Annotated in this window: 19 protein-coding genes and 1 tRNA gene; 12 read left to right on the top strand and 8 right to left on the bottom strand. The window is 70.4% G+C overall.

What is annotated here, in order from left to right:
* Entirely contained in the window at nucleotides 1-1,683 is a 1,683-nt protein-coding gene (locus LY13_RS09890; RefSeq protein WP_253828021.1) for a fatty acyl-AMP ligase, read from the top strand.
* A gap of 39 nt (nucleotides 1,684-1,722) precedes the next feature.
* On the opposite strand, the gene LY13_RS09885 is transcribed toward LY13_RS09890, so the two are convergent.
* The 7 genes from LY13_RS09885 to LY13_RS09855 form a co-directional block, all read right to left on the bottom strand.
* Entirely contained in the window at nucleotides 1,723-2,112 is a 390-nt protein-coding gene (locus LY13_RS09885) for a DivIVA domain-containing protein (RefSeq protein WP_253828020.1), read from the bottom strand.
* A gap of 219 nt (nucleotides 2,113-2,331) precedes the next feature.
* Nucleotides 2,332-2,925 (bottom strand): aminoacyl-tRNA hydrolase, encoded by a 594-nt coding sequence (gene pth, locus LY13_RS09880; protein WP_253828019.1) that lies wholly within the window; start codon nucleotides 2,923-2,925, stop codon nucleotides 2,332-2,334.
* A gap of 22 nt (nucleotides 2,926-2,947) precedes the next feature.
* Nucleotides 2,948-3,592, bottom strand: a complete 645-nt coding sequence (locus tag LY13_RS09875) for a 50S ribosomal protein L25/general stress protein Ctc (protein ID WP_253828018.1) — start codon at nucleotides 3,590-3,592, stop codon at nucleotides 2,948-2,950.
* Between the two features lie 440 nt (nucleotides 3,593-4,032).
* Nucleotides 4,033-5,013, bottom strand: a complete 981-nt coding sequence (locus LY13_RS09870) for a ribose-phosphate diphosphokinase (protein WP_253828017.1) — start codon at nucleotides 5,011-5,013, stop codon at nucleotides 4,033-4,035.
* Nucleotides 5,010-6,482 (bottom strand): bifunctional UDP-N-acetylglucosamine diphosphorylase/glucosamine-1-phosphate N-acetyltransferase GlmU, encoded by a 1,473-nt coding sequence (glmU, locus tag LY13_RS09865; RefSeq protein WP_253828016.1) that lies wholly within the window; start codon nucleotides 6,480-6,482, stop codon nucleotides 5,010-5,012. The genes LY13_RS09870 and glmU overlap by 4 nt, the downstream gene beginning before the upstream one ends.
* Before the next feature lie 64 nt (nucleotides 6,483-6,546).
* A complete protein-coding gene (locus LY13_RS09860) occupies nucleotides 6,547-8,208 on the bottom strand; it encodes a GGDEF domain-containing protein (protein WP_253828076.1) in 1,662 nt (553 codons plus the stop codon).
* Nucleotides 8,209-8,435: 227 nt separating this feature from the next.
* Nucleotides 8,436-8,507, bottom strand: a tRNA-Gln gene (locus tag LY13_RS09855).
* 197 nt (nucleotides 8,508-8,704) lie between these two features.
* Between LY13_RS09855 and LY13_RS09850 the strand changes: the two genes are divergently transcribed.
* The 6 genes from LY13_RS09850 to LY13_RS09825 all read left to right on the top strand — a co-directional run bounded on the left by LY13_RS09850 (nucleotide 8,705) and on the right by LY13_RS09825 (nucleotide 17,443).
* A complete protein-coding gene (locus tag LY13_RS09850) occupies nucleotides 8,705-9,649 on the top strand; it encodes an acyl-CoA desaturase (protein ID WP_253828015.1) in 945 nt (314 codons plus the stop codon).
* 111 nt (nucleotides 9,650-9,760) lie between these two features.
* Nucleotides 9,761-10,357, top strand: a complete 597-nt coding sequence (locus tag LY13_RS09845; protein WP_253828075.1) for a TetR/AcrR family transcriptional regulator — start codon at nucleotides 9,761-9,763, stop codon at nucleotides 10,355-10,357.
* 183 nt (nucleotides 10,358-10,540) lie between these two features.
* Nucleotides 10,541-14,092, top strand: coding sequence for a transcription-repair coupling factor (mfd, locus tag LY13_RS09840; RefSeq protein ID WP_301298745.1), 3,552 nt, complete (start codon nucleotides 10,541-10,543; stop codon nucleotides 14,090-14,092).
* Nucleotides 14,093-14,674: 582 nt separating this feature from the next.
* Nucleotides 14,675-15,610, top strand: coding sequence for a hypothetical protein (locus LY13_RS09835; protein ID WP_253828013.1), 936 nt, complete (start codon nucleotides 14,675-14,677; stop codon nucleotides 15,608-15,610).
* Nucleotides 15,607-16,572: a nucleoside triphosphate pyrophosphohydrolase gene (locus tag LY13_RS09830; RefSeq protein ID WP_253828012.1), complete on the top strand. Its 966-nt coding sequence runs from the start codon at nucleotides 15,607-15,609 to the stop codon at nucleotides 16,570-16,572. Before LY13_RS09835 ends, LY13_RS09830 begins: the two co-directional genes overlap by 4 nt.
* Nucleotides 16,573-17,179: 607 nt before the next feature.
* Nucleotides 17,180-17,443, top strand: coding sequence for a lysozyme family protein (locus tag LY13_RS09825; protein WP_253828011.1), 264 nt, complete (start codon nucleotides 17,180-17,182; stop codon nucleotides 17,441-17,443).
* A 19-nt stretch (nucleotides 17,444-17,462) separates the two neighbouring features.
* Here the strand turns inward: LY13_RS09825 and LY13_RS09820 are convergent, their stop codons facing one another.
* The gene (locus LY13_RS09820; protein ID WP_253828010.1) at nucleotides 17,463-17,909 is read right to left on the bottom strand and encodes a tetratricopeptide repeat protein; all 447 of its coding nucleotides are present in this window, start codon (nucleotides 17,907-17,909) and stop codon (nucleotides 17,463-17,465) included.
* Between the two features lie 170 nt (nucleotides 17,910-18,079).
* Here LY13_RS09820 and LY13_RS09815 point away from each other — a divergent pair, with 170 nt between their 5' ends.
* From LY13_RS09815 to LY13_RS09795, 5 genes are all read left to right on the top strand, one after another.
* Nucleotides 18,080-18,625: a VOC family protein gene (locus LY13_RS09815; RefSeq protein ID WP_372493806.1), complete on the top strand. Its 546-nt coding sequence runs from the start codon at nucleotides 18,080-18,082 to the stop codon at nucleotides 18,623-18,625.
* Nucleotides 18,626-18,788: 163 nt separating this feature from the next.
* Nucleotides 18,789-20,075: a phosphopyruvate hydratase gene (eno, locus tag LY13_RS09810; RefSeq protein WP_253828008.1), complete on the top strand. Its 1,287-nt coding sequence runs from the start codon at nucleotides 18,789-18,791 to the stop codon at nucleotides 20,073-20,075.
* 178 nt (nucleotides 20,076-20,253) lie between these two features.
* A complete protein-coding gene (locus LY13_RS09805) occupies nucleotides 20,254-20,622 on the top strand; it encodes an FtsB family cell division protein (protein WP_301298714.1) in 369 nt (122 codons plus the stop codon).
* On the top strand, nucleotides 20,615-21,151 hold the full coding sequence (locus tag LY13_RS09800; RefSeq protein WP_253828006.1) for a DUF501 domain-containing protein: 537 nt from the start codon (nucleotides 20,615-20,617) through the stop codon (nucleotides 21,149-21,151). The genes LY13_RS09805 and LY13_RS09800 overlap by 8 nt, the downstream gene beginning before the upstream one ends.
* Before the next feature lie 156 nt (nucleotides 21,152-21,307).
* Nucleotides 21,308-22,870 carry a lytic transglycosylase domain-containing protein gene (locus LY13_RS09795; RefSeq protein WP_253828005.1) on the top strand — a complete coding sequence of 521 codons (1,563 nt, stop codon included), beginning with the start codon at nucleotides 21,308-21,310 and terminating at the stop codon, nucleotides 22,868-22,870.
* Nucleotides 22,871-22,913 lie beyond the last annotated feature (43 nt).

The raw sequence follows: 22,913 nt of genomic DNA, 5'->3' as shown, positions 1-22,913 counted from the left end.
ATGAGCCGGTTCGTGGACACGATGGTCGCCACCGCACAGGCGGGCGGCACGCAGCGGGGGATGGTCACGGGTGAGCCTTCGGCGCCCGTGCGCAGGACGTGGAGGGACGTGCACGAACGTGCCCGGCACCTCGCGGGTGGTCTGGCAGGGGACGGGTTCGAGCCCGGCGGTGCCGTGGCCGTCCTCGCCGCCGCGCCGGAGCTGATCGCGCCGACGGTGCAGGGCGTGTGGCTGGCGGGCGGCAGCGTCACGATGCTGCACCAGCCCACCCCGCGGACCGATCTGGCGCACTGGGCGGCCGACACGCTGCAGGTGCTGCAGATGATCGGGTCGGACCTGGTGCTGCTCGGCGAGCCGTTCGGCCAGCTGGCGCCGGTGCTGGAGGAGAACGGTATCCAGTACCGCACCATCGAGACGTTGCTCGACTCCGAGCCGATCGCGGAGCCGGTGCCGACCGCGGAGGACGCCCTGGCGCTGTTGCAGCTCACCAGTGGTTCGACCGCCGAGCCCAAGGCCGTGCGGATCACCCACGGCAACCTCTACAGCAACATCAGCGCCATGGCACGGCGTTCCGAACTCGACCCGGCGAGCGACGTGATGGTGTCGTGGCTGCCGACGTTCCACGACATGGGCATGGTCGGCTTTCTGACCGTTCCCATGACCTTCGGTGTCGAGCTGGTCAAGGTCACGCCGGTCGAGTTCCTGAGCTCGCCGCTGCTGTGGCCGGACCTGATCTCCCGGTACGGCGGGACGATCACGGCTGCGCCGAACTTCGCCTACGCCGTCGTGGGCCGCAGGCTCGCCCGGGTCGACGACGGCGATGCCTACGACCTGTCGACGCTGCGCATCGCGCTCAACGGCGCCGAGCCGATCGACGAGGCCGCCGTGGCGGCGTTCACCGATGCGGGCGGCTGGTTCGGCATGCCCGCCGAATGCGTGTTCCCCGCGTACGGGCTGGCCGAGGCCACGCTCGCCGTGTCGTTCGCGCCGCTGTCGACGGGATTGACGGTCGACGTCGTCGAGGCCGGGCCGTTGGAGGCGGAGAACCGTGCCGTGGCGGTGCCCGAGGGTGACGAGCGGCGCGGCACCGAGCAGGTCCGCGGATTCGCCGTGCTGGGCAGGCCGCTCGACGGGATCGAGGCGCAGATCGTCGGCGACGGCGGGACGGTGCTGGGCGAACGCGAGGTGGGCGAGATCCGCCTGCGCGGCGAGGCGATCACGCCGGGATACCTGACGGTCGACGGGCCGGTCGAAACGCAGGACTCCGAGGGCTGGTTCGCCACCGGCGACATCGGATACCTGGTCGACGGGCAGATCGTCATCTGCGGCCGCAGCAAGGACGTCATCATCCTGGGTGGCCGAAACGTCTATCCGACCGACGTCGAGCGTGCGGCGGGCGAGGTCGACGGTGTCAGGGCGGGCAACGCCGTGGCCGTGCGGATCGATGCCGGCACCCGCCGCGAGCGGTTCGCCGTCGTGTTGGAGTCCAAGGCCGCCGGTGACGAGGCCGAGGAGACGCGCATCGTCAAGGAGGTCACGGCGCGCGTGCGCGACGCCGTGGACGCGCGGCCCTACGCGGTCGTCGTGCTGCCGACGGGCAGCCTGCCGAAGACGCCGTCCGGCAAGGTGCAGCGCGCGGCGACCGCGGAGCAGTACCGCGACAGGATGGACGCCGGCGCCTGATCGGCAACCCGATCAGGCGCCGGGCGGGTTCTGTGGAGATCAGCTGTCCCGGGACCGTTGCGGTGCCTGATCGGCTGCGGGCAGGTTCACGACAGGGATGTCGGCGGTGGGCACCTCGGTGACCGCGGGAGACTCGGTGCGAGCGGAGGGGACGTGGTGCGCCCCGGCGGCGCCGGTGCGTGCCAGTAGCGTGTCCTCCACGGCGTCGAGGAACTCGTCGACGCTCTTCTCGTCGTACCCGCGCCTGCCGATCGGTGGCCGTCCGAACTGGATGTGATGCACCTCGGCCGCCGTCAGGTCGTCCTGATCGGACAGGGTTGCCGCGATCCGGTCGAGCAGCGCGTCGACCTCGTGCTTGGCGTACCCGCGCCTGCCGAAACCGGAATCGGGGAAGGCGACGGTGCGCGCCTCGTCTGCCGTGATCGCCATGACCTGCACCTCCACGTCGGGTCACTCGCGGCTCTCTGTGATAGTCGCGGTGGTGAGACGTCGGGAAGAGTGCAGCTATGATGCGACTCGTTCAGGGGTACGGGAAGACCCTGTCGGGTTAGTTTGCGTGTCCGATGTGACGCTCCGTGCCTACGTGGCCGGGTGACCTGCGGTGCCCGCAGCCGGGTTCCTCGGGCCTGCGAGGTTCGAGGAGCTCGGTCAGGAACCGTGGAAGGCGTTCTGCGCCGCCGTCAGTCCCCGGGCGACGAGTTCTTCGACGGCGTCGGCGCAGCGATCGACGTTGAGCGGCAGTTCGCGGCGCTCGGTCGTCGAGAAGTCCTTGAGCACGAAATCCGCGGCGTCCATCCTGCCCGGCGGCCTGCCGACGCCGAATCGCACGCGGAAGTAATCCTTGGTGCCGAAGGACTTCGTGATGGAACGCAGTCCATTGTGTCCGTTGTCGCCGCCGCCGAGCTTCAGGCGCAGCGCCCCGTAGTCGACGTCGAGTTCGTCGTGGATCACGACCAGACCACTCGCGTCGATCTTGTAGAAGCGGGCGGTGCCCGCGAGCGGTCCGCCGGAGAGGTTCATGTACGAGCGGGGCTTCGCCAGCACCACCTTGCGTCCGCCGAGACGCCCTTCGAGGACCTCGGCACCGCCCTTGTGCGCCTTGAACTTCCCGCCGACGCGGGAGGCCAGCTCGTCGAGAACCATGAAACCCACGTTGTGCCGGTTGCCGGCGTAACGGGGCCCGGGATTGCCGAGGCCGGCGAGCAGCACCTGCTCGCCGGCCCCGGGAAGATCGTTCGTCATGATGGACGAGGAGGAGTGAGCGTCAGCTCTCCGAGCTGTCGCCACCCTCGTCGGAGGGCTCCTCGGTCACACCGGCACCCTCGGCGTCGACGTCGGCCTCCATGGCCTCCTCGGTCGGTGCCTCGTTCACCGCGACGACCAGCGTCTCCGGGTCGGTCACGAGCTCGGCGCCGCGGGGCAGCGTGACGTCCGAGGCGTGCACGGTGTGGCCGGCCTCGGCACCGTCGATGTCGACGTCGAACTGCTCCGGGATGTGCAGCGCCTCGACCTCGATCTGGATGGTGTCGACGTCCTGGTTGACCAGGGTGCCCGGGGCGGCGGTGCCGTTCAGCACGATCGGCACGTCGACCGTGACCTTCTCGCCGCGGCGCACGACGAGGAGGTCGACGTGCTCGATGTAGTTCTTGAGCGGGTGGACCGTGATGGTCTTGGTCAGTGCCAGCTCGGTCTTCTTGCTGTTCGAGCCGTTGACGTCGAGGGTCAGGACGGCGTTCTGGCCGTTCTCACGCACAACGCGGGCGAAGTCGACCGCGGGCAGTGCGAGGTGCCGCGGGTCCTCGCCGTGGCCGTACAGCACCGCGGGGATCTTGCCGGCACGGCGGGTGCGGCGAGCCGCTCCCTTGCCGAACTCGTTACGGGGTTCGACGGTCAGGCGTACCTCGGACACGGTGATGCACTCCTCGCGGTGGGGCCCTGGTGGGTGGGGCTTACTTGCTTGGGCTTACTGGGGCGTTCTCGGCTGCTGGTCGGCACCAGCGGTTGTCGCTGTGGCTGTCCGGCGGCGAGTACCACGACGTGCGCGCACGGGTGGCCTCTCAAGCCGCCGCGTCGATCACGTCGGGCGCCGGACTCGCATCCGGCCCCGCCTCGCCGAGACAACTCGCCCAGTGTAATCCAGCCGGAAACGGTGCTTGACCCCCGCCCCGCTTTGTGCAAAAGGCGGCGCCCCGGGGCGGGGCCGGTAGGCAACGCGGCCGCGGCGGCCTTCGGCGTGCTCCGGCGGCCGGCCCCGGACACGGAACGACCCCGTGGCGGAACCGTCGGCCGCCACGGGGTCGTTCCGTCACGTCGTTCGCCGCGGCGGATGCCGGGGCGAACAGCTCCGGATCAGGCGCTGCCATCGAACAGGCTCGTCACCGAGCCGTCCTCGAAGACCTCCTGGATGGCCCGCGCCAGCAGCGGGGCGATCGACAACACGGTCATCGTGGGGAAGCGTTTCTCCTCCGGGATCGGCAGCGTGTTGGTGACGATCACCTCGCGTGCCTTGGAGTTGGACAGCCGCTCGGTCGCCGGGTCGGACAGGATGCCGTGCGTCGTGGCGATGACGACGTCCGAGGCGCCCTGGTCCAGCAGCGCGTCCACGGCCTTGCTGATCGTGCCGCCCGTGTCGATCATGTCGTCGATCAGCACGCACAGCCTGCCCTTGACGTCACCGACGACGCGGTTGGCGACCGCCTGGTTCGGCGTGTCCGGGTCGCGCGTCTTGTGGATGAACGCGATCGGCCGGTCGCCCAGCTGCTGCGCCCACTTCTCGGCGAGCCGCACTCGGCCGGAATCGGGGGAGACGACGGTGATGTCGTGATCGCTGTAGTGCTCGTTGATGTAGTCGGCGAGCACGTTCTGCCCGTGCAGGTGGTCGACCGGGCCGTCGAAGAAGCCCTGGATCTGCGCCGTGTGCAGGTCCACCGTCAGGATGCGGTCGGCACCGGCCGTCTTGAGCAGATCCGCCACCAGGCGTGCCGAGATCGGCTCACGGCCCTTGTGCTTCTTGTCCTGCCGCGAGTACGGATAGAACGGCACGATCGCCGTGATGCGCTTGGCACTGCCCCGCTTCAGCGCGTCGATCATGATGAGCTGTTCCATCAGCCACTCGTTGATCGGCGGGGAGAAGCTCTGGATGACGAAGGCGTCGGTGCCGCGCACGGACTCCTGGTACCGCACGTAGATCTCGCCGTTCGCGAACGTGTGCACCGTCTGCGGGGTGACCGTCACGTTGAGGTTCTTCGCGACCTCTTCGGCGAGCTCGACGTGTGAACGCCCCGAGAAGAGCATCAGGTTCTTCTTGGGTGTTCCGGACTTCGGACTCATGCTGGCGACTCCCCGTCGGTGTCGGTTTCCTCCTGGTCGGCGACGGCCTGCTCTGCGGCCTCCGCCGCTGGGGTACCCGGCCTACGCCGCGGCACCCAGCCTTCGATGTTGCGCTGCGGTGCCCCTGATACCGCGAGCGCGCCGGGCGGGACGTCCTCACGGATCACCGTTCCTGCGCCGCTGTAGGCGCCGTCCCCCACGGTGACCGGGGCGACGAACATGGTGTCCGAGCCCGTGCGGACGTGCGAACCGATCGTGGTGTGGTGCTTGGAGATGCCGTCGTAGTTGACGAACACGCTCGACGCGCCGATGTTGCTGTGCTCGCCGATCGTGGCGTCACCGACGTACGTCAGGTGCGGCACCTTCGTCCCGGTGCCGATGTCGGCCTTCTTCGTCTCGACGAACGTGCCGATCTTGCCCGCCTCGCCGAGGGTCGTTCCGGGACGGAGGTAGGCGAACGGCCCGACCGAGGCGTTGTCGCCGACGACGGACTGGCTGCCGTGGGTCCGCACGACGCTCGCACGCTCGCCGACGCGCACGTCCGTCAACGTCGTGTCCGGGCCGACGGTCGCGGCCGCGGCGACCGTCGTGGCGCCGCGCAGCTGCACGCCCGGTTCGATGACGACGTCGCGGGACAGCGTGACGTCGAGGTCGATGCGGGTGGACGCCGGATCGACGATCGTGACGCCCTCGCGCTGCCACCGCGTGACGATCCGGCGGTTGAGTTCGGTGCCGAGGGTCGAGAGCTGGACGCGGTCGTTGACGCCCTCCGTCAGCCACGGGTCGGCCACAGGGAGAGCGCCGACGCGGCGCCCGTCGCCACGGGCGATGCCGAGGATGTCGGTCAGGTAGAGCTCGCCCTGCGAGTTGTCGGTCGACAACCGGGACAGGCCGTCGGCGAGGACCGCGGCGTCGAAGGCGTACACGCCGGAGTTGATCTCGGTGATGGCGCGGTGGGCGTCGTCGGCGTCCTTGTGCTCGACGATGCCCGTGACGTCCCCGTCGGCGTCGCGCACGATGCGGCCGTATCCCGACGGATCGTCGACCACCGAGGTGAGCACGGTGACGGCGTTGCCGTCGCGTTCGTGCGCGGCGAGGAAGTCGGTCAGCGTCGGGGTGTCGAGCAGTGGCACGTCCCCGTAGGTAACCAGCACCGTGCCGGTGTCCCCCGCGGGCAGCGCCTCGAGCGCGCAGCGCACCGCGTGACCGGTGCCGCGCTGCTCCTCCTGCACCGCCGTCTTGACGGTGCGGCCGATCGCGTCGGCGACCACGTCGAGATGCGCGCCCACCTGCTCGCGCCCGTGGCCGACGACGACCACGAGCTCGTCGGGCCGGAGCCCCGCGGCGGCGCGGACGGCGTGTTCGACGAGGGGACGCCCCGCGATGGGGTGCAACACCTTCGGAAGATCCGAACGCATGCGGGTGCCCTCGCCCGCGGCGAGGACGACTGTGCTCAGCGGCCCGGTCACGGCACTCCTTGGGATTCACCGGGGATGGGATTCACCGGGGATTAATCTCGGCCGGTTAACGATCCTACGTCGGTTGGCCCGCGTCGGACGTGGGGCCGCCCCCCGTTGCGGTCTCCGTCTCGTCGGCCACCTCTCCGCACGAGGCGATCTGGTTCCCGCCGCGGCGTTTCGCCTGGTACATGGCGGCGTCGGCGCGGGAGAGGACCTCCTCCCCGTGCTCGCCGGCCCGGAGGGCGACCAGCCCGACCGACAACGTCACACCGTGGGACAGGTGCTGCGGTAGCTCGTCCACCGCCGTCACCGCGCGGTTCATCGCCTGGTGGGCCGCCGATAACGTCGCGCCCGGCAGCAGTGTGATGAATTCGTCGCCGCCGTAGCGCGCGACGATGTCGTCGCCGCGCAACGAGTCCCTGAGTGTGCTGGCGACCACGCGGAGCACGTCGTCGCCGTCGGCGTGCGAGCGCTGATCGTTGACCCCTTTGAAGCCGTCGAGGTCGATCAGCGCGACGGCGAGCGGGTCGCTCGACGTCGACGTGGCGAACGCGCGGAGCCGGTCGTCGAGTGCGCGACGGTTGGGCAGGCCGGTCAGCGGGTCCTGCAACGCCTGTTGGGTGATCGCTCCGTGTGCGGCCGACAGTCGCTCGTGTTCGCGGCGGGTGTCGAGGGCCGCGCTCTGGGATTCCCGCATCGACCAGAGCTCGGCTTCGAGGGCCCCCGCGTAGTCGGCCAGCGTGGCGCGAGGGTCGCCGATGTCGTACCGGTCGGCGAACCGTGCCAGCTCGTGGATGAGGCCGATGCGCATCGACGGCTGCGGGTACTCCTCGGGGATGTGGTGGCGGTCCTCCATGAGGAGGCGGAACGCTTCCTCGTGCTCGCCGATCGACTCCAGGCAGCGGGCGAGCGCGATCGACAGCAGCGGATTGTCGTACGGGTACAGCGGTGCGGCCCGCAGACTGCGGAGCCGCTCGATGTGCGCGTCGCTCGGCGCGGCGAGGGCCAGCGCGGACGCCAGCGACGCGACCTGGTCGACCGCGGCGACCCCGGCCTTGCGGGGGAACAGCGACTCGGCGAACGGTGCCTCGACGGCGATCGCCATCGAGGCGGCCGTCCGGAACCGCTCGCCCGCCTGGTCGCTGCGGCCGATGCGTTCGAGTCGCAGGCCCCAGCCGAGCAGCATCTTCACCCGGTTCATCAGCAGCATCGTGATCTCGTGCGGCCCGGCGCTGTCCCGGACGGCCTGGTGCGCACGGGTGATCACCTCCTCGGCGACCTCGTAGACGCCGAGCTGGTTGAGCACGATCCAGCAGTCGTTGAGCGCCGTCGACAGCAGGCGGTCCCAGGCGCGCCTGCCCAGGCCCAGCTCCTGTGACGGCGGGTCGTCGAGCAGTGCCAGCGCCCTGGCGATCTCCGTCAGCGCCGCGTCCTCGTGTCCCGCGAGGACGAGACGGCGGCCGCGCAGCGCGTGCGCGTCCGCACGCAGCAGGGTGGCACCGTGCCTGCGCGTGTGCGCGAGCATCTCGTCGAGCTGCCGCCCCGCCTCGTCGGGGGCGCTCGCGCTGATGAGCCGTGACAGTGCCGCGGCGCGCAGTATCTGCGCGACCAGCAGAGGTTCGCCCCGTCGTTGGGTCTCGTGGAGCAGCTCGTCCAGCCTGGTGATGATCTCCTGCTGCTCGTGCTTCTCGCTGCGCTGGACGAGGGCGATCAGTTCGCGGGCCCGTCCGAGCAGCCAGGCGTCCGACTTGTCGCCGAGCGGTGGGGTGGCGGGATCCTGCGTCGTCGCAGAGGTCGGCGCGCCGGGATCGGCCGTGAACCCGGCGCCTGAGGTCGCAGCGGATGGGCCCGCGCCGCGTTCTGCGGCCGCACCGCCGGGGGCGATGCCGGGCTCGGCCGCGACCTTGGACTCTTCGCCGTCCAGCGGACACACACCCCCTGGGCTACCGGGACTCCGCTCTGCTCCGCCGCCAGGGCTCGAACCTGGACTGTCAGAACCAAAATCTGAAGTGCTGCCAATTACACTACGGCGGATCGCGCCTGGTCAGGATATCCACTGCAGGTTGCACGCTGCGGGCAGGTCCGAAGCGGCCCGTTTTCGCCTCTCCCCCGGGTGGGAAACCTCCTGTAGCGTAACTTACGCAATCGTAGGTTAGGTGACCCTTCCGTCGTCGCCTCCGGCCCGTCCGCGGGCGTGGTGGCGGCGGTCCTCGTGGAAAGAAGTGACGTGCATGACGGCAACTCTGGACGCGGACGAGACACCGAAGTCCGGTCGTAAGCCGATCCTGGACGGCCAGCGCGGGCCCGGTGTTCAGTTCGCGGTCTATCTCGGCGTGCTGGCACCGCTGGTGGCGCTCGTCGCCGCGGTCCCCTTTGCGTGGGGCTGGGGCCTTTCGTGGGTCGATGTCGGCCTCTTCGTCGTGTTCTACGCCTTCTCCGGCCTCGGCATCACCGTCGGATTCCACCGGTACTTCACGCACGGTTCGTTCAAGGCGAAGCCGTGGCTGCGGGCGCTGCTCGCCATCGCGGGCAGCAGTGCGGTGCAGGGGCCGGTGATCACGTGGGTCGCGGATCACCGCAGGCACCACGCGTTCTCCGACCGTGAGGGCGACCCGCATTCGCCGTGGCTGTTCGGCACCACGCCGGTGGCCGTGGCGAAGGGGTTCTGGCACGCGCACATGGGCTGGCTGTTCCAGCGGGACAAGAGCAACCACGAACGGTTCGCACCCGACCTGCTCAAGGACCCCGCCATCAGCAGGATCGACAGGATGTTCGGGCTGTGGACGCTGTCGAGCTTCGTGGTTCCGGGCATTATCGGCGGCCTGGTCACCTGGTCCCTGTGGGGCTTCGTGACGGCCTTCTTCTGGGCCGGACTGGTGCGAGTCTGCGTGCTGCACCACGTGACGTGGTCGGTGAACTCGATCTGCCACATGCTCGGGGAGCGGCCGTTCAGCGCACGTGACCGGTCGGCCAATTTCTGGCCGTTGGCCATCGCGTCGTTCGGCGAGTCGTGGCACAACCTCCACCACGCCGATCCGACGTCGGCCCGGCACGGTGTGCAGCGTGGCCAGATCGACATCTCGGCCCGCGTGATCTGGGCGTTCGAGAAGTTGGGCTGGGCCCACAAGGTGCGCTGGCCCACGGCCAAGCGCCTGGAGAAGCTCTCGACCGCGTGAGCGGCTCGGGGTGCCTGTACGGTTCGGCGAATGGCAGGTCGACGGCGCGCTAAGCGGGACGCGGCCGCCGCGGGGACGCAACCCGATGCCCCTGCGGCGGCCCGCGTGCGCATGACGGGCACCGAGCGTAGGCAGCAGTTGCTCAACGTCGCTCGGGCACTGTTCGCGGAGAAGGGTTACGACGGCACGTCCGTCGAGGAGATCGCGCGGCGAGCGAACGTCTCGAAACCGGTGGTGTACGAGCACTTCGGCGGGAAGGAAGGCGTCTACGCGGTCGTGGTGGACCGGGAGGCGCAGGCGATCCTCGACCGCATGGTGTCTAGTCTGCACGCCGACCATCCGCGGGCGATGCTCGAGCAGGCCGCCAACGCCCTGCTCGGCTACGTGGACGAATCGCACGAGGGATTCCGGATCCTGGTGCGGGACTCCCCGGTCGCGAGTTCGACGGGCACGTTCTCCACGTTGCTCAACGACATCGCGAGTCAGGTGGAGGACATCTTCGGCGAGGAGTTCTCGGCCAGGGGATACGACGGCAAGCTCGCGCCCCTGTACGCGCAGGCACTCGTCGGCATGGTCGCGCTCACGGGCCAGTGGTGGCTCGACGCGCACAAGCCGAAGCGGGACGAGGTCGTGGCCCATCTGGTCAACCTCGCGTGGAACGGCCTGTCGAACCTCGAACACAAGCCGAAGCTGCGTGTGGCCGAGTGAGCTGCCCCGCCGGCCGCAGCTCGCCGCGAGAGGCGCCGTCGACGGGGTGCCGCCGCTCAGGACGTAGGCTGGGAACCAGAACCCCATAGTTCGACGATTCGAGTACCTGTGCCCGGTGTTGCCCGGGCACAGGTGTGTCCGCGCGTTCGCACCCGAGGGAGACGCTCCGTGTCCCAGCCGACGTTGGCCGGTTTGCTGTCGGCCGTTCTGTCCGATTCCGCCGTGCGCACGGTTCTCGAGCGTGCGGGCGCACCGATGCTCGACCTCGACGGCGCGCCTGCGACCCGGCAGCTGGTGTTGTCGGCGCTCGCATCGGACGCGGGAGCGGGCAAGCCGGTACTGGCGGTGACGGCCACCGGCAGGGAGGCCGAGGAACTGACTGCGGCGATCGGGAGCCTGCTCGGCGACGACTCCGTCGCCGACTTCCCGTCGTGGGAGACCCTGCCTCACGAGCGGTTGTCGCCCCGGGCGGACACCGTCGGCAAACGCTTGGCGGTGCTGCACCGGCTGGCGCAGCCCGGACACGGCGGTCTGCGCGTCGTGGTGGCGACGGTGCGGAGCCTCATCCAGCCGATGGCGCCCGGCCTGGGCTCGCTGGCTCCCGTCGAGCTGAAGGTCGGGGAGGAACTCGACTTCGAAGGAGCGCTCGAGCGGCTCGTCGAGCTCGCTTACACCCGCGTCGACATGGTCGAGAAGCGGGGCGAGTTCGCGGTGCGCGGTGGCATCCTCGACGTCTTCGCGCCGACCGACGAGCACCCCCACCGCGTCGAGTTCTGGGGCGACGAGGTCAGCGAGATCCGCGCCTTCTCGGTCTCGGATCAGCGGTCCCTGCCCGGCGAGATTCCCGAGGTGACCGCATCGCCGTGCCGGGAGCTGTTGCTGACCGGCGACGTCAAGGCACGGGCCGCCGAACTGGCCGAGGAACACGTCACCGATGCGCAGCTCGCCGAGATCCTCACCAAGCTCGCGGACGGCATCCCGTCCGAGGGCATGGAGTCGCTGATCCCCGTGCTGTGCGAGGGCGAGCTCGAACTGCTCACCGACGCGATGCCGGAGGGCACGCACGTGGTGCTCTGCGACCCGGAGAAGGTGCGCGCGCGTGCCGCGGACCTCGTGCGCACCGGGCAGGAGTTCCTGGAGGCGTCGTGGACCTCCGCCGCCGACGGAGGCCGTGCCCCGATCGACCTGGGTGCGTCGGCCTACCGGGGCCTCGGGGAGGTGCGCACCCATGCGACCGAGTCGAACCGCGCATGGTGGACGTTGTCGCAGCTGACCAGTGAGGACGACGCCGTTCACGTCGCGGTCGAGCAGGCGCCCTCGTATCACGGCGAACTCGAGAAGGTCGTCGCCGACCTCCGCGCCCACACCGCGGCCGGCGGCGCGGCCGTGGTCGTCGTCGCGGGTTCGGGTACGGCGCAGCGTGCCGTCGAGCAGTTGTCGGCGGGCGAGGTGCCCGCGAGCTACGCCGAGTCGCTCGCCGAGGCGCCGCGGCCCGGCGTCGTCACGGTCACCTGCGGTGCGATCTCCGACGGGTTCGTGGCCCCGGACAGCGCACTGGTCGTCCTGAGCGAATCGGACATCACCGGGCGCGGTGCGACCGCCGGACGTTCCGGACGCGATCTCAACACGAAGATGCCGTCGAGGCGGCGCAACGCGGTGGATCCGCTCGCGCTCAAGGCGGGGGACTACGTCGTGCACGACCAGCACGGCATCGGCAAGTTCGTCGAGATGGTCCAGCGCACCATCGGTGGGGCGACGCGGGAGTACCTCGTGCTCGAGTACGCGGCGTCCAAGCGGGGACATCCCGGCGACCGGTTGTTCGTGCCCAGCGACCAGCTCGACGAGGTTTCCCGTTACGTGGGCGGCGAGCTTCCCACGCTGAACAAGCTCGGCGGCTCCGACTGGAAGAACACGAAGGCGAAGGCCCGCAAGGCGGTCAAGGAGATCGCGGCCGAGCTGGTGCAGCTCTACGCCGCGAGGCAGGCGGCGCCCGGCCACGCGTTCGGTCCGGATTCGCCGTGGCAGGGCGAACTGGAGGACGCCTTCCCGTTCGCCGAGACGAACGACCAGCTCGCGGCCATCGACGAGGTCAAGACCGACATGGAACGCAGCGTCCCCATGGACCGGGTGATCTGCGGGGACGTCGGCTACGGCAAGACCGAGATCGCGGTACGTGCGGCGTTCAAGGCGGTCCAGGACGGCAAGCAGGTCGTGGTGCTGGTGCCGACGACGCTGCTCGCGCAACAGCACCTCAACACCTTCACCGAGCGGATGGGGTCGTTCCCCGTGACCATCCGCGGCATGTCGCGGTTCACCGAGCCCGCCGAGGCGGACAAGACGCTCGAGGGGCTCGCCGCAGGTGAGATCGACATCGTCATCGGTACTCACCGCCTGCTGCAGAGCGGCGTGCGGTACAAGGATCTCGGGCTGGTGATCGTCGACGAGGAACAGCGGTTCGGCGTCGAACACAAGGAGCACATCAAGGCGCTCCGGACGCACGTCGACGTGCTCACGATGTCGGCGACGCCGATCCCCCGCACGCTCGAGATGAGCATGGCGGGGATCCGCGAGATGTCGACGATCCTGACTCCGCCGGAGGACCGCCACCCGATCCTGACCTACGTCGGCTCGTACGACGACAAGCAGGTCGGCGCGGCCATCCGGCGTGAGCTGCTGCGCGACGGTCAGGTGTTCTTCGTGCACAACCGGGTCTCGTCGATCGAGAAGGCCGCGACGCGGCTGCGGGAACTCGTCCCGGAGGCGCGGATCGTGACTGCGCACGGACAGATGCCCGAGCACAAGCTGGAACAGGTCATCCAGGGTTTCTGGCAGCGCGACTTCGACGTCCTGGTCTGTACCACCATCGTCGAGACCGGTCTGGACATCTCGAACGCCAACACGCTGATCGTCGAGCGCGGCGACATGATGGGACTGGCTCAGCTGCACCAGCTGCGCGGCCGTGTCGGCCGCGGCAGGGAGCGCGGTTACGCCTACTTCCTGTACCCGCCGGAGAAACCGCTCACCGAGACGGCCCACGACCGCCTCGCCACCATCGCGCAGAACACGGAGCTCGGTGCCGGTATGGCGGTGGCGATGAAGGACCTCGAGATCCGCGGTGCGGGCAACATCCTCGGTGCCGAGCAGTCGGGTCACATCGCCGGTGTCGGCTTCGACCTGTACGTGCGCCTGGTGGGTGAGGCGGTCGACGCCTTCCGCCGGAGCGCGGGCGACGAGTCGGCCGAGGACGAGGCGCCCGCAGAGGTGCGCGTCGATCTGCCGGTCGACGCGCACCTGCCGCACGACTACGTTCCCGGCGAGCGGCTGCGGCTCGAGGCCTACCGCAAGATCGCGGCGGCGACCGATCAGTCCGAACTGGACAGTGTGCTGGAGGAACTCGTGGACCGCTACGGCCAGCCGCCGGAACCGGTGCGCAGGCTCCTTGCGGTGGCGGCCTTCCGGCAGACGTGCCGGAAGGCCGGCGTGACCGAGGTGACCGTGCAGGGCAACACGATCCGTTTCACGCCGCTGCCACTGGGCGATTCGCAGTTGGTGCGGCTGAAGCGGCTCTATCCCAAGGCCGTGTACAAGGCGGTGACGCACACGGTGTCGGTGCCGAAACCGACCGAAGGGCCCGCGGGCGGCCGGATGGGCGCACCCCCGTTGCGCGACGAGGCGTTGCTCGACTGGTGCAGCAACCTCCTCACGTCGATGACGCAACAGCCTGCGGCGGTGTGAGCACGGGTGGTGCCTGCCGCGGCCCTTCCGGGCGCGGTCGCGGCAGACTCCTCGAGCGACAAGTGTTTCGAACGCGTCGTCGCTTGTCTGTTGCTGTGAAACTCGGGGCATGGCTCAACGGTAATCGTCGATTCGATTCGAGAGAATCCCCGGAAATAGTGGTTATTCGCGGAAAGAATTCGACACTCGTGCCACGTCGACGCGCACCCGGTTTCCTGTGTTCGCGGGTGGAATCCGTTGTGTGCCAACATGTTCATGGTCACGGTTCCTTGTCAAACGCGGTCGTCGTGGACGTCGGGCGCGTGTCCCGTGGACCGACCGCCGGTGCGCCTGCAGGTCTGCCGGTGAACCCGCCCGGGGCGCCACACCCGCGGGCGGGAATCGTCCCGGTTCCGCGCACGCGGCGTTCGACCTGACGCCGCGCGGATAGTCGTCGTGCCCGCGTGATCGCCGTCCGGGACGCGGTCGCGGGTGCGCGCTGTCGTCGCCACGATTCGGAACGGAAGTCGGGCGGTGCGGGCCGGGTTCGTGGTTGCGTGAGGCGGTGGGGTGTGTGCGAAGCTGCCGCCTGTGATCCGGATCATGCGTCGCCCCATCGCGTTGTTGACCGCCCTGCTCGCAGGTCTCGTACTGGCCGGCTGCGGCTCGGGGCCGAGCCAGGTCTATTCGGCCGCCATCGTCGGTGACCGGTCGGTGCCGCTGGACGACGTGCAGCAGGAGATCGACTGGTTGCTCGACAACGTGCCGCAGGCGCAACAGGCACAGCGGCAGGGCAAGGTCGACATGTTCGCGCGCGAGGTCGTTCGCGGGCGCGTGATCCACCAGCTGGCGCAGATCGCGGCGAAACGTGAAGGCGTGACGGCCGACCGTGGCGAGATCGACGAGCTGATCCGTGGCAGCGGTGGGGTCGACGAGGTGTCCCGCTCGGCGGGAGTGGAGCCGAGCAGGGTGCGTGACCTCGCCTCGGACCAGGTCGTGTTGCAGGAGCTGGCGCGCAAGTACATCGGCAGGCTGTCGGTGAGCCTGGTGGGCACCGTCATCACCGGTGACGAGCCCGGCAACAGTGCCAAGGAGCAGGCGACCGCGCTCGGCAGGCGGATCGCCGACGATCCGGAGCGGGCACGGGCCATCGCGCGGGACGCGGGTCATCAGCTGGTCGACGAGAAGCTCGACTTCGCCGAGGCGCTCCAGAACGATCCGGAGTTGGCGACGAGCGCGGTGTTCGGTTCGCGGGAGGGCACGGTCGTCGTGGTCCAGCCGAGCAGGCAGCAGGCCGGTTGGCTGGTCGGCCTGGTGGACGAGCGCCGGACCACCGGGCAGGCCGATGCCGCCGAGCCCCAGGTCAATCCCGAGTACCTCTACTTCGCGGGCCTGCGGATGCTGCAGCCGGTCGCCGAGGACGTCGGCGTGCGGATCAATCCGCGCTACGGGTTGTGGGACGAAGCGGCGTTGTCGCCTGCACCCAACGAGGACGAGTTGACGGGAAGGCTCCTGCGGTCACGTACCGTGAACTCATGACCTGGCGATCGGCGACCGTGGTGTTGTGCAGTCCGGCCTTGCCCGACCACGTGCCCGCCGCCGCGCTGAGCGTGGTCCGCGGGGCGGAGCACGTCTACGCGGCAGCGGGCCTGCCCGACCCGCTCCGTGCGGCGTTGGACGCGAAACCCGCTCCGCACCCCGACGAACTCACGCGGCAGAGCGGCGTGGTCCTGGTGGCGTGCGACGCCGGCGAGCCCGGTGCGGCCGAACTCATCGCCGAGGGTGCGACGGTGATCGAGTCGCCGGCGCCCCCACTGGAACGCACCGTCGAGGTGATGGACCGGCTCCGTTCGCCGGGTGGCTGTCCGTGGGACGGCGCCCAGACGCACGAGTCGCTGCGCCGGTACCTCGTCGAGGAGACCTACGAGCTGCTCGAGGCGATCGAGGACGGCGACCGGGACGCGCTCCGAGAGGAACTCGGCGACGTGCTGCTGCAGGTGCTGTTCCACGCGCGCGTGGCGGCCGAGCACGACACCGACGCGTTCGGCATCGACGAGGTCGCGAGCCGGCTGGTGACGAAGCTGGTCGGCAGGCACCCGTACCTGTTCACCGGCGTGGGCCGGGTCGACTCGGCGGAGCAGCAACAGGTCTCCTGGGAAGAGCTGAAGCAGCAGGAGAAGCAGCGTGAGTCGCTCGTGGACGGGGTCGCGCTCGGCCAGCCCGCCGCCGCGCTCGCGGGCAAGCTCGGCCAACGGACCGGTCGCGCCGGGGTGCCGTTCGACCTGATCCCGGGCGGTGCCGACGACGGGTCGCGGCTGTTCCGGATCGCCGCCGCGGCCGCACGTACCGGCACCGATGCCGAGGGCTCGCTGCGCGCGGTCGCGAAGGATTTCGCCGAGCGGGTCCGGGAGGCCGAACGTGCCGCACGGGCCGCGGGCCGCGATCCGGCCGAGCTCGATGCCGACGGATGGCGGGAGTTCTGGCCGGTCTCGCCCGCGTAGCCTGGCCGGGTGAGCGAACGCCCTTCGTCCTCTACACGCGGTGGCGGACCGTCGTGGCCGCTGCCCGGTCCGGCGCTGTCGCGCATCGCTCTGACGCTCGGCCTCGTCGCGACCGGCCTGGTCCTGGTCTTCACGGTCGGTATGGACCGTGGGGAGCAGCCGAACGCCGAGGGCTCCACACCGTCGCCGCAGTCCCCGCCGCAGTCACAGCCGCCCACCCGGCCGACCGTGCCCGCGGCCGCGACGGCTGCGCCGGTGGACCGGCCTGCGCAGTCCGACGAGGACGAGCTCGACACGTGGTCGCGGCAGGTCGCCCGCGCCACCGGGATCCCGGCACGGGCCGCGGCCGCGTACGGGCGTGCGGAGATGTGGATGCGGGGTGAGCGCCCCGGCTGTCACCTGTCGTGGAACACGCTCGCGGCGATCGGGCAGGTCGAATCACAGCACGGCGCCGCGGGGGGGCGAACCGGGAATCGGGGCCGACGGCCTGCCCGCGTCACCGATCACCGGCCCGCCGCTGGACAGCTCACAGGGACGCGCCCAGGTCCGCGACACCGACCGGGGCGAGATCGACGGCGATGCGACGTGGGACCGGACGGTCGGGCCGATGCGGTTCCTGCCCGCGCACTGGCAACGCTGGGAACAGCGCGCGACCACCGACGGGCGTGGTCCCGACCCGCAGGACATCGACGACGCGGCGCTGACGGCGGCGCGGTACCTCTGCGCTGACGGACGCGACCTGTCCACGGCCGAGGGCTGGTGGAAGGCGGTCGGCGGATTCCGGGAGCCCGCCGCCCGAGGCGGTGCCGACGAGTACGCGGGCCGCGTCGCCGACAAGGCCGGCGGCTACGCGGACCGGGCCCCGGGTTGACGGGCTCCGGCGCGACGGGTCAGTTGCCGCCGAGCGCGAGCCTCGCCGACACCTCGCCGATCGCGTCCTGGTACTCGGCCTGCGAATGCATCGCCGACGCCATCCGCAGCTGTCCCAGCGCCTCGGCGAACCGGCCGAGCCGTTGCAGCGTCTTGCCGAGCACGAACCGGGCGTAGTGGTCGGACGGGTCGTGCTCGATGACCTTGCTCAGTGCGTGCTCGGCGCGTCGCAACTGCGCGGAGTGGAAGTAGGCCCGGCCCGCGAGCAGTTGGACGCTCGGCTTGTCGGGTTCGGCTTCGAGGACCGGTTCGAGGGCCTTCAGCGCGTCGAGCGGGCGGCGCCGTTTGACGAGTGCCTCGGCTTGCCGGAATGCGTGGACGGGCGAGTCCCCCGTGTGCGCCGCCGATCGGCCGGACGGCTTCGGAAGGCCCGCCGGAGGTGGATTCGATGGCGTCGAGTCACCCATGGTTCAGCGACGGTACCCGCGTCGGAGGCGCTAATCGAGACCTTGACCCGACACCCGTTCGATGATCAACCTGGTGGCGGAGTGTGTGCCGGGCTCGCGCCTACCGGCCGGGGCCGTGATAAGTGGCGATCATCCGTGTGGTGGACTAGCCCGCCATGAGCGACCCCGCGATGACAGGCGAAGACCCGAGGTACCTCGGCATCGCGCCGTACCTCTACTACACGGACGCCACCGAGGCGGTGGAGTGGCTCACCCGCGTGTTCGGGTTCACCGAGAAGGTCCGCTACGTCGATGCGGTCGGTGAGGTGTTCCAGGCGACGCTGAGCGCGGGCGGCTCCGACATCCACCTCGCCGGTGTCGGCGACGAGTACTGGCCCGCGAAGGGCGTTGACGGGCCGGTCGGCCAGCTGAACGTCGTGTATGTCGACGACGTCGACGCCCAGTTCGAGCGGGTGGACGAGTCCGTCGGCGACGGCCTCGAGGTGTCCCGCCCGCAGGACCAGCCGTACGGGGCGAGGCTGTTCACGGTGCAGGACATCGGCGGCAACAGCTGGACGTTCTGGCAACACATCTCCGACACCGCGGACCTGCCCGCAGGCTGGCGCGAGATCCGGAACGGCGAGGTCGTCTCCGGCAACGGAGCGGAGAGCGTCGAGGACGCGGGTGACGAGGAGTCCGGTAACGCCGAAGGTGCCGGAGACCACGCCGCGGGTTGACCCGATCGGGCGCTGAGATGTTTGCCACTGCCCGCCCGAGCCGCCATCTGTGCACGTCCACGTGCGCGTGCCTCCAACGGGTGATCTACAACGCCCGATACGCTCCCTTCCAGGCGACTACGTTGAGTGCCGTCAGAACGGCACAACCGGGTGAGGAGCAAGTGTGGCGGTGATCGAGCAGGTAGGCGCGCGGGAGATTCTCGACTCTCGTGGCAACCCGACGGTCGAGGTGGAGGTGGCCCTTGACGACGGAACGCTGGCGCGGGCCGCGGTCCCGTCGGGCGCGTCGACCGGTGAGCACGAGGCCGTGGAACTGCGGGACGGCGACGCCAACCGCTACGGCGGCAAGGGCGTCGAGCGCGCCGTGGCCGCGGTGCTGGACGAGATCGGCCCCGACCTGGCGGGCGTCGACGCGGTCGACCAGCGCATCGTCGACCAGAAGCTGCTGGACCTCGATGGCACGGCCGCGAAGTCGCGGCTGGGCGCCAACGCCATCCTCGGCGTCTCGCTGGCCGTCGCGAAGGCCGCGGCCGACTCGGCCGACCTCGAACTGTTCCGGTATCTCGGCGGTCCGAACGCGCACGTGCTGCCGGTTCCGATGATGAACATCCTCAACGGCGGTGCCCACGCGGACACCGACGTCGACATCCAGGAGTTCATGATCGCCCCGATCGGCGCGGACTCGTTCCGCGAGGCGCTGCGCTGGGGCACGGAGACGTACCACGCGCTGAAGTCGGTGCTGAAGTCCCGCGGCCTGGCGACCGGGCTCGGCGACGAGGGCGGGTTCGCCCCGAGCCTGAGCAACAACCGTGAGGCGCTCGACATCATCGTCGAGGCGATCAAGAAGGCCGGTTACCAGCCGGGCCGGGACATCGCGCTGGCGCTGGACGTGGCGGCGACCGAGTTCCACGCCGACGGTGTCTACACCTTCGAGGGTTCGAAGCGCACCGCCGAGGACATGAGCGCCTACTACGCGGAGTTGGCCGACGCCTACCCGCTCGTGTCGATCGAGGACCCGCTGTCCGAGGACGACTGGGACGGCTGGGTCACGCTGACGTCGCAGCTCGGCGACAAGCTGCAGCTGGTGGGCGACGACCTGTTCGTCACGAACCCGGACCGGCTCGAGGACGGCATCTCCCGCGGCGCGGCGAACGCGCTGCTGGTGAAGGTCAACCAGATCGGCACGCTGTCGGAGACGCTGGACGCCGTGGCCCTGGCGACGTCGTACGGCTACAAGTCGATGATGAGCCACCGTTCCGGCGAGACCGAGGACACGACGATCGCCGACCTGGCGGTGTCCACGGGTGTCGGCCAGATCAAGACCGGAGCGCCCGCACGCAGCGAGCGTGTCGCGAAGTACAACCAGCTGCTCCGTATCGAGGAGACCCTCGGGGATGCCGCCCGCTACTCGGGCGATCTGGCGTTCCCGCGGTTCACGCCGGAGAGCTGACGCGACCGTGGCCGACCGGGGGAGAAGGCGCACCAGGCGCGGTGGGGGCCGAGCAGGCGGCTCGGCCCCCCGCGACCTGCGGTCGTCGCAGCGCACTCGGCGTTCCGGCGACCGCAGGTCGGCCCTGCGCCGCCCGGCGGCCGCGAAGCGCGCCGCGACTGCGGCCAGGGTGCTGGGGATGTCCACGACGCGCCGCGCGGCGGTCGTCGCGATCGTGGTGTGCGCGCTGGCGTTCACCATCGCGGTTCCGTTGCGGACGTACCTGTCGCAGCGTGCTGAGGTCGCCGAGCAGGAGGCCCGGCAGGAGCAGCTCCGGCAGCAGGTCGAACGCCTCGAGGAGCGGCAGGCGGAACTGTCCGACCCGGCGCAGGTCGAGGCGGAGGCGAGGCGCAGACTTCGGTACGTGATGCCGGGCGAGACGCCGTACATCGTGCAGCTGCCCGAGGACGAGAAGGCCGATCGGGAGCCTGCGCCGGAGGACGGCGCGCCGAAGCGTCACGGGGCCTGGTACGAGCAACTCTGGAATGGCGTGACCGAAGGTGAATAGGACCGACTTCGAACCGGTGACCGCTGCGGACCGGGAGATCATCGCGGAGCAGCTGGGCAGGCCGCCGAGGGCGCTGCGGGCGGTCGCGGCGCGATGCCCGAGCGGGCATCCCAGCGTCGTCCAGACCAGTCCGCGGCTCGAGGACGGCACGCCGTTCCCGACGCTGTACTACCTGACGTGCCCGAACCTGAGCTCGCTCGTCGGCGGGATCGAGGCGCGGGGCGTGATGCGGGAGATGACCGAGCGGCTCGACTCCGACGAGGACCTCGCCGCCGCGTATCTCCGTGCCCACCGGGAATACCTGGCCGAACGCGACGCGATCGACCCGCTGGGCCACGAGGTCACCGCGGGCGGAATGCCGAAGCGGGTCAAGTGCCTGCACGTGCACCTCGCGCACACGCTCGCGCGCGGCGAAGGTGTGAACCCGTTCGGGGACGAGACGCTGCAGTTGCTGCACGAGCTCGGCTGGCCGAACGGCGACTGCGCGGCCGACGACTGCGCGGCCGACCACTGCGCGGCCGACGACTGACGCCGTGCGTCGTCGTGAGCGGGTCGTGGTGAGGGAAATGCGTAGCCCGACCGGACCAACCTCGCGAGTAGCCACTCGTTCGCGTGTGGGAGCCGCCTCCGTTGGGCATTCCTCCGGCGGACACGAGCGTCGCAGGCGCACGCGCGAGGAGGGGGCGTGACCAGACCGCGAAGAGCCGGGTTCCGGCACAAGTCGGCTGCCATCGCGCTGGCGGTATCGCTGGCGGTGGTGCCCGCGGCGTTGCTGAGTGACCGGGCCGAACACGCGTACGGATCGACCGATCCGACCGCTGCGGCCGAACCCGGCGACGGCGCAGGCAGTACCGAGAGCGGGAATCGGGTGGGGGTCGACGGGAGCCTGCCGTCACCGCCCGAACTCGACGAGTTGATGATCGAGATGCCCGCACCGGGGCCGTTGGGAATCCCCGGGAGCATGCTCGAGGCGTACCGGCAGGCCGCACGCACGTTGGGTGCCGAACTGCCGGACTGCGGTGTGGACTGGGCCCTGCTGGCCAGCATCGGACGTTCGGAGTCGAACCACGCGCGGGGCGGGTTCGTCGACGCCGACGGCGCGACCCGCGTACGCATCACCGGGCCGGTGCTCAACGGCGGTCCCGGGGTCGCCGCCATCCGGGACACCGACGGTGGCGCGCTCGACGGCGACACGACGTGGGACCGGGCCGTCGGCCCGATGCAGTTCATACCCGGCACCTGGCGCACGTACGGCGCGGACGGCAACGGCGACGGTCGGGCCGACCCGAACAACGTCCACGACGCGACGCTCGCCGCAGGGCGCTACGTCTGCTCCGGCGGGTTGGACCTGCGGAACGGCGGACAGCTGCGGGCGGCCCTGCACCGCTACAACGACTCCCGCTCGTACGTCGAGACCGTGATCCGCTGGGCCCAGGCCTACCGCGACGGCGTGCTGCCCATCCCGGACAGTGACGTGCCACTCGGTGTGCCGCCCGCACTCGCGGTCGAATCCCCCGAGTCGCAGCCGGAACCCGACCGGCCGCCACCTCCTGACGTCATGGCAGCGCCCGAGCCAGCGCCCGAGCCGAACCACGGCGGTCCTCGGCCCGACGGTGACTCGGGTGGCGACGGGGGCGGTGCCACGGACGACGCCGGCAAACCCGGAAACGGAAACGGCGAGGCCACGGCACCGAAGCCACCACCTCCGAACCGGCCCGGCAACGGCTCCGGCGACGACGGCAGTGGCAACGGCGGCACCGGCGGCGGAGGCCAGGGGAACCGTCCCGGCGGTGGTGGAAGCGGAAGCGATCCCGGAGGCGGCGGCCCGGATGACGGGCAGTCGACGCCGCCGACAACGCCGCCGACGACGCCGCCGACAACGCCGCCGACGACGCCGCCGACAACGCCGCCGACGGATCCGCCGCCGTCAGAGCCCGGCCCGACCCCGGGCCCGACCGATCCTCCGGAATGCCCGAAGCCGGAAGACTCGGACGCGATGGATCCGGGGCCCACCGACGAGGCCGCCAACGAGTCGGGCTCCGGCGACGAGGCCACCCGTGATGAGCCGACCGGCGATCCGTCGAGCGTGCCGCCGCCGTCGTGCCTGTGCCCCGAGAAGACGGGGAAGGCGGGCCAGGAAGTCCCGGAATCCGATGAGTGCGAGTGGCCGGACGGGGACGACGACGAGGGGTCGACGTCGCCTCCGCCCTCGGATTTGCTGCGGCCGGCGAAACCGGAAGGCTCGTGACCGCGGTGTGGTGATCGCGGCCCGTGGATCGTCGCCGTGGGCG

This window comes from Prauserella aidingensis (genome assembly GCF_024171865.1).
GTDB classification, from domain to species: Bacteria; Actinomycetota; Actinomycetes; order Mycobacteriales; family Pseudonocardiaceae; genus Prauserella; species Prauserella aidingensis.
The sequence above is the reverse complement of the archived record's forward strand: the minus strand, read 5'-3'. Positions and strand labels throughout refer to the sequence as shown.

Excerpts from the sequence above, each read along its gene's own strand:
- LY13_RS09850 (WP_253828015.1), top strand. The coding sequence starts at position 8,705 with ATGACGGCAACTCTGGACGCGGACGAGACACCGAAGTCCGGTCGTAAG.
- LY13_RS09885 (WP_253828020.1), bottom strand. The coding sequence starts at position 2,112 with ATGGCGATCACGGCAGACGAGGCGCGCACCGTCGCCTTCCCCGATTCC.
- LY13_RS09845 (WP_253828075.1), top strand. The coding sequence starts at position 9,761 with ATGACGGGCACCGAGCGTAGGCAGCAGTTGCTCAACGTCGCTCGGGCA.
- LY13_RS09825 (WP_253828011.1), top strand. The coding sequence starts at position 17,180 with ATGCGGTTCCTGCCCGCGCACTGGCAACGCTGGGAACAGCGCGCGACC.
- LY13_RS09835 (WP_253828013.1), top strand. The coding sequence starts at position 14,675 with ATGCGTCGCCCCATCGCGTTGTTGACCGCCCTGCTCGCAGGTCTCGTA.
- LY13_RS09820 (WP_253828010.1), bottom strand. The coding sequence starts at position 17,909 with ATGGGTGACTCGACGCCATCGAATCCACCTCCGGCGGGCCTTCCGAAG.
- LY13_RS09805 (WP_301298714.1), top strand. The coding sequence starts at position 20,254 with ATGTCCACGACGCGCCGCGCGGCGGTCGTCGCGATCGTGGTGTGCGCG.
- pth (WP_253828019.1), bottom strand. The coding sequence starts at position 2,925 with ATGACGAACGATCTTCCCGGGGCCGGCGAGCAGGTGCTGCTCGCCGGC.
- LY13_RS09815 (WP_372493806.1), top strand. The coding sequence starts at position 18,080 with ATGACAGGCGAAGACCCGAGGTACCTCGGCATCGCGCCGTACCTCTAC.
- LY13_RS09870 (WP_253828017.1), bottom strand. The coding sequence starts at position 5,013 with ATGAGTCCGAAGTCCGGAACACCCAAGAAGAACCTGATGCTCTTCTCG.
- LY13_RS09830 (WP_253828012.1), top strand. The coding sequence starts at position 15,607 with ATGACCTGGCGATCGGCGACCGTGGTGTTGTGCAGTCCGGCCTTGCCC.
- LY13_RS09890 (WP_253828021.1), top strand. The coding sequence starts at position 1 with ATGAGCCGGTTCGTGGACACGATGGTCGCCACCGCACAGGCGGGCGGC.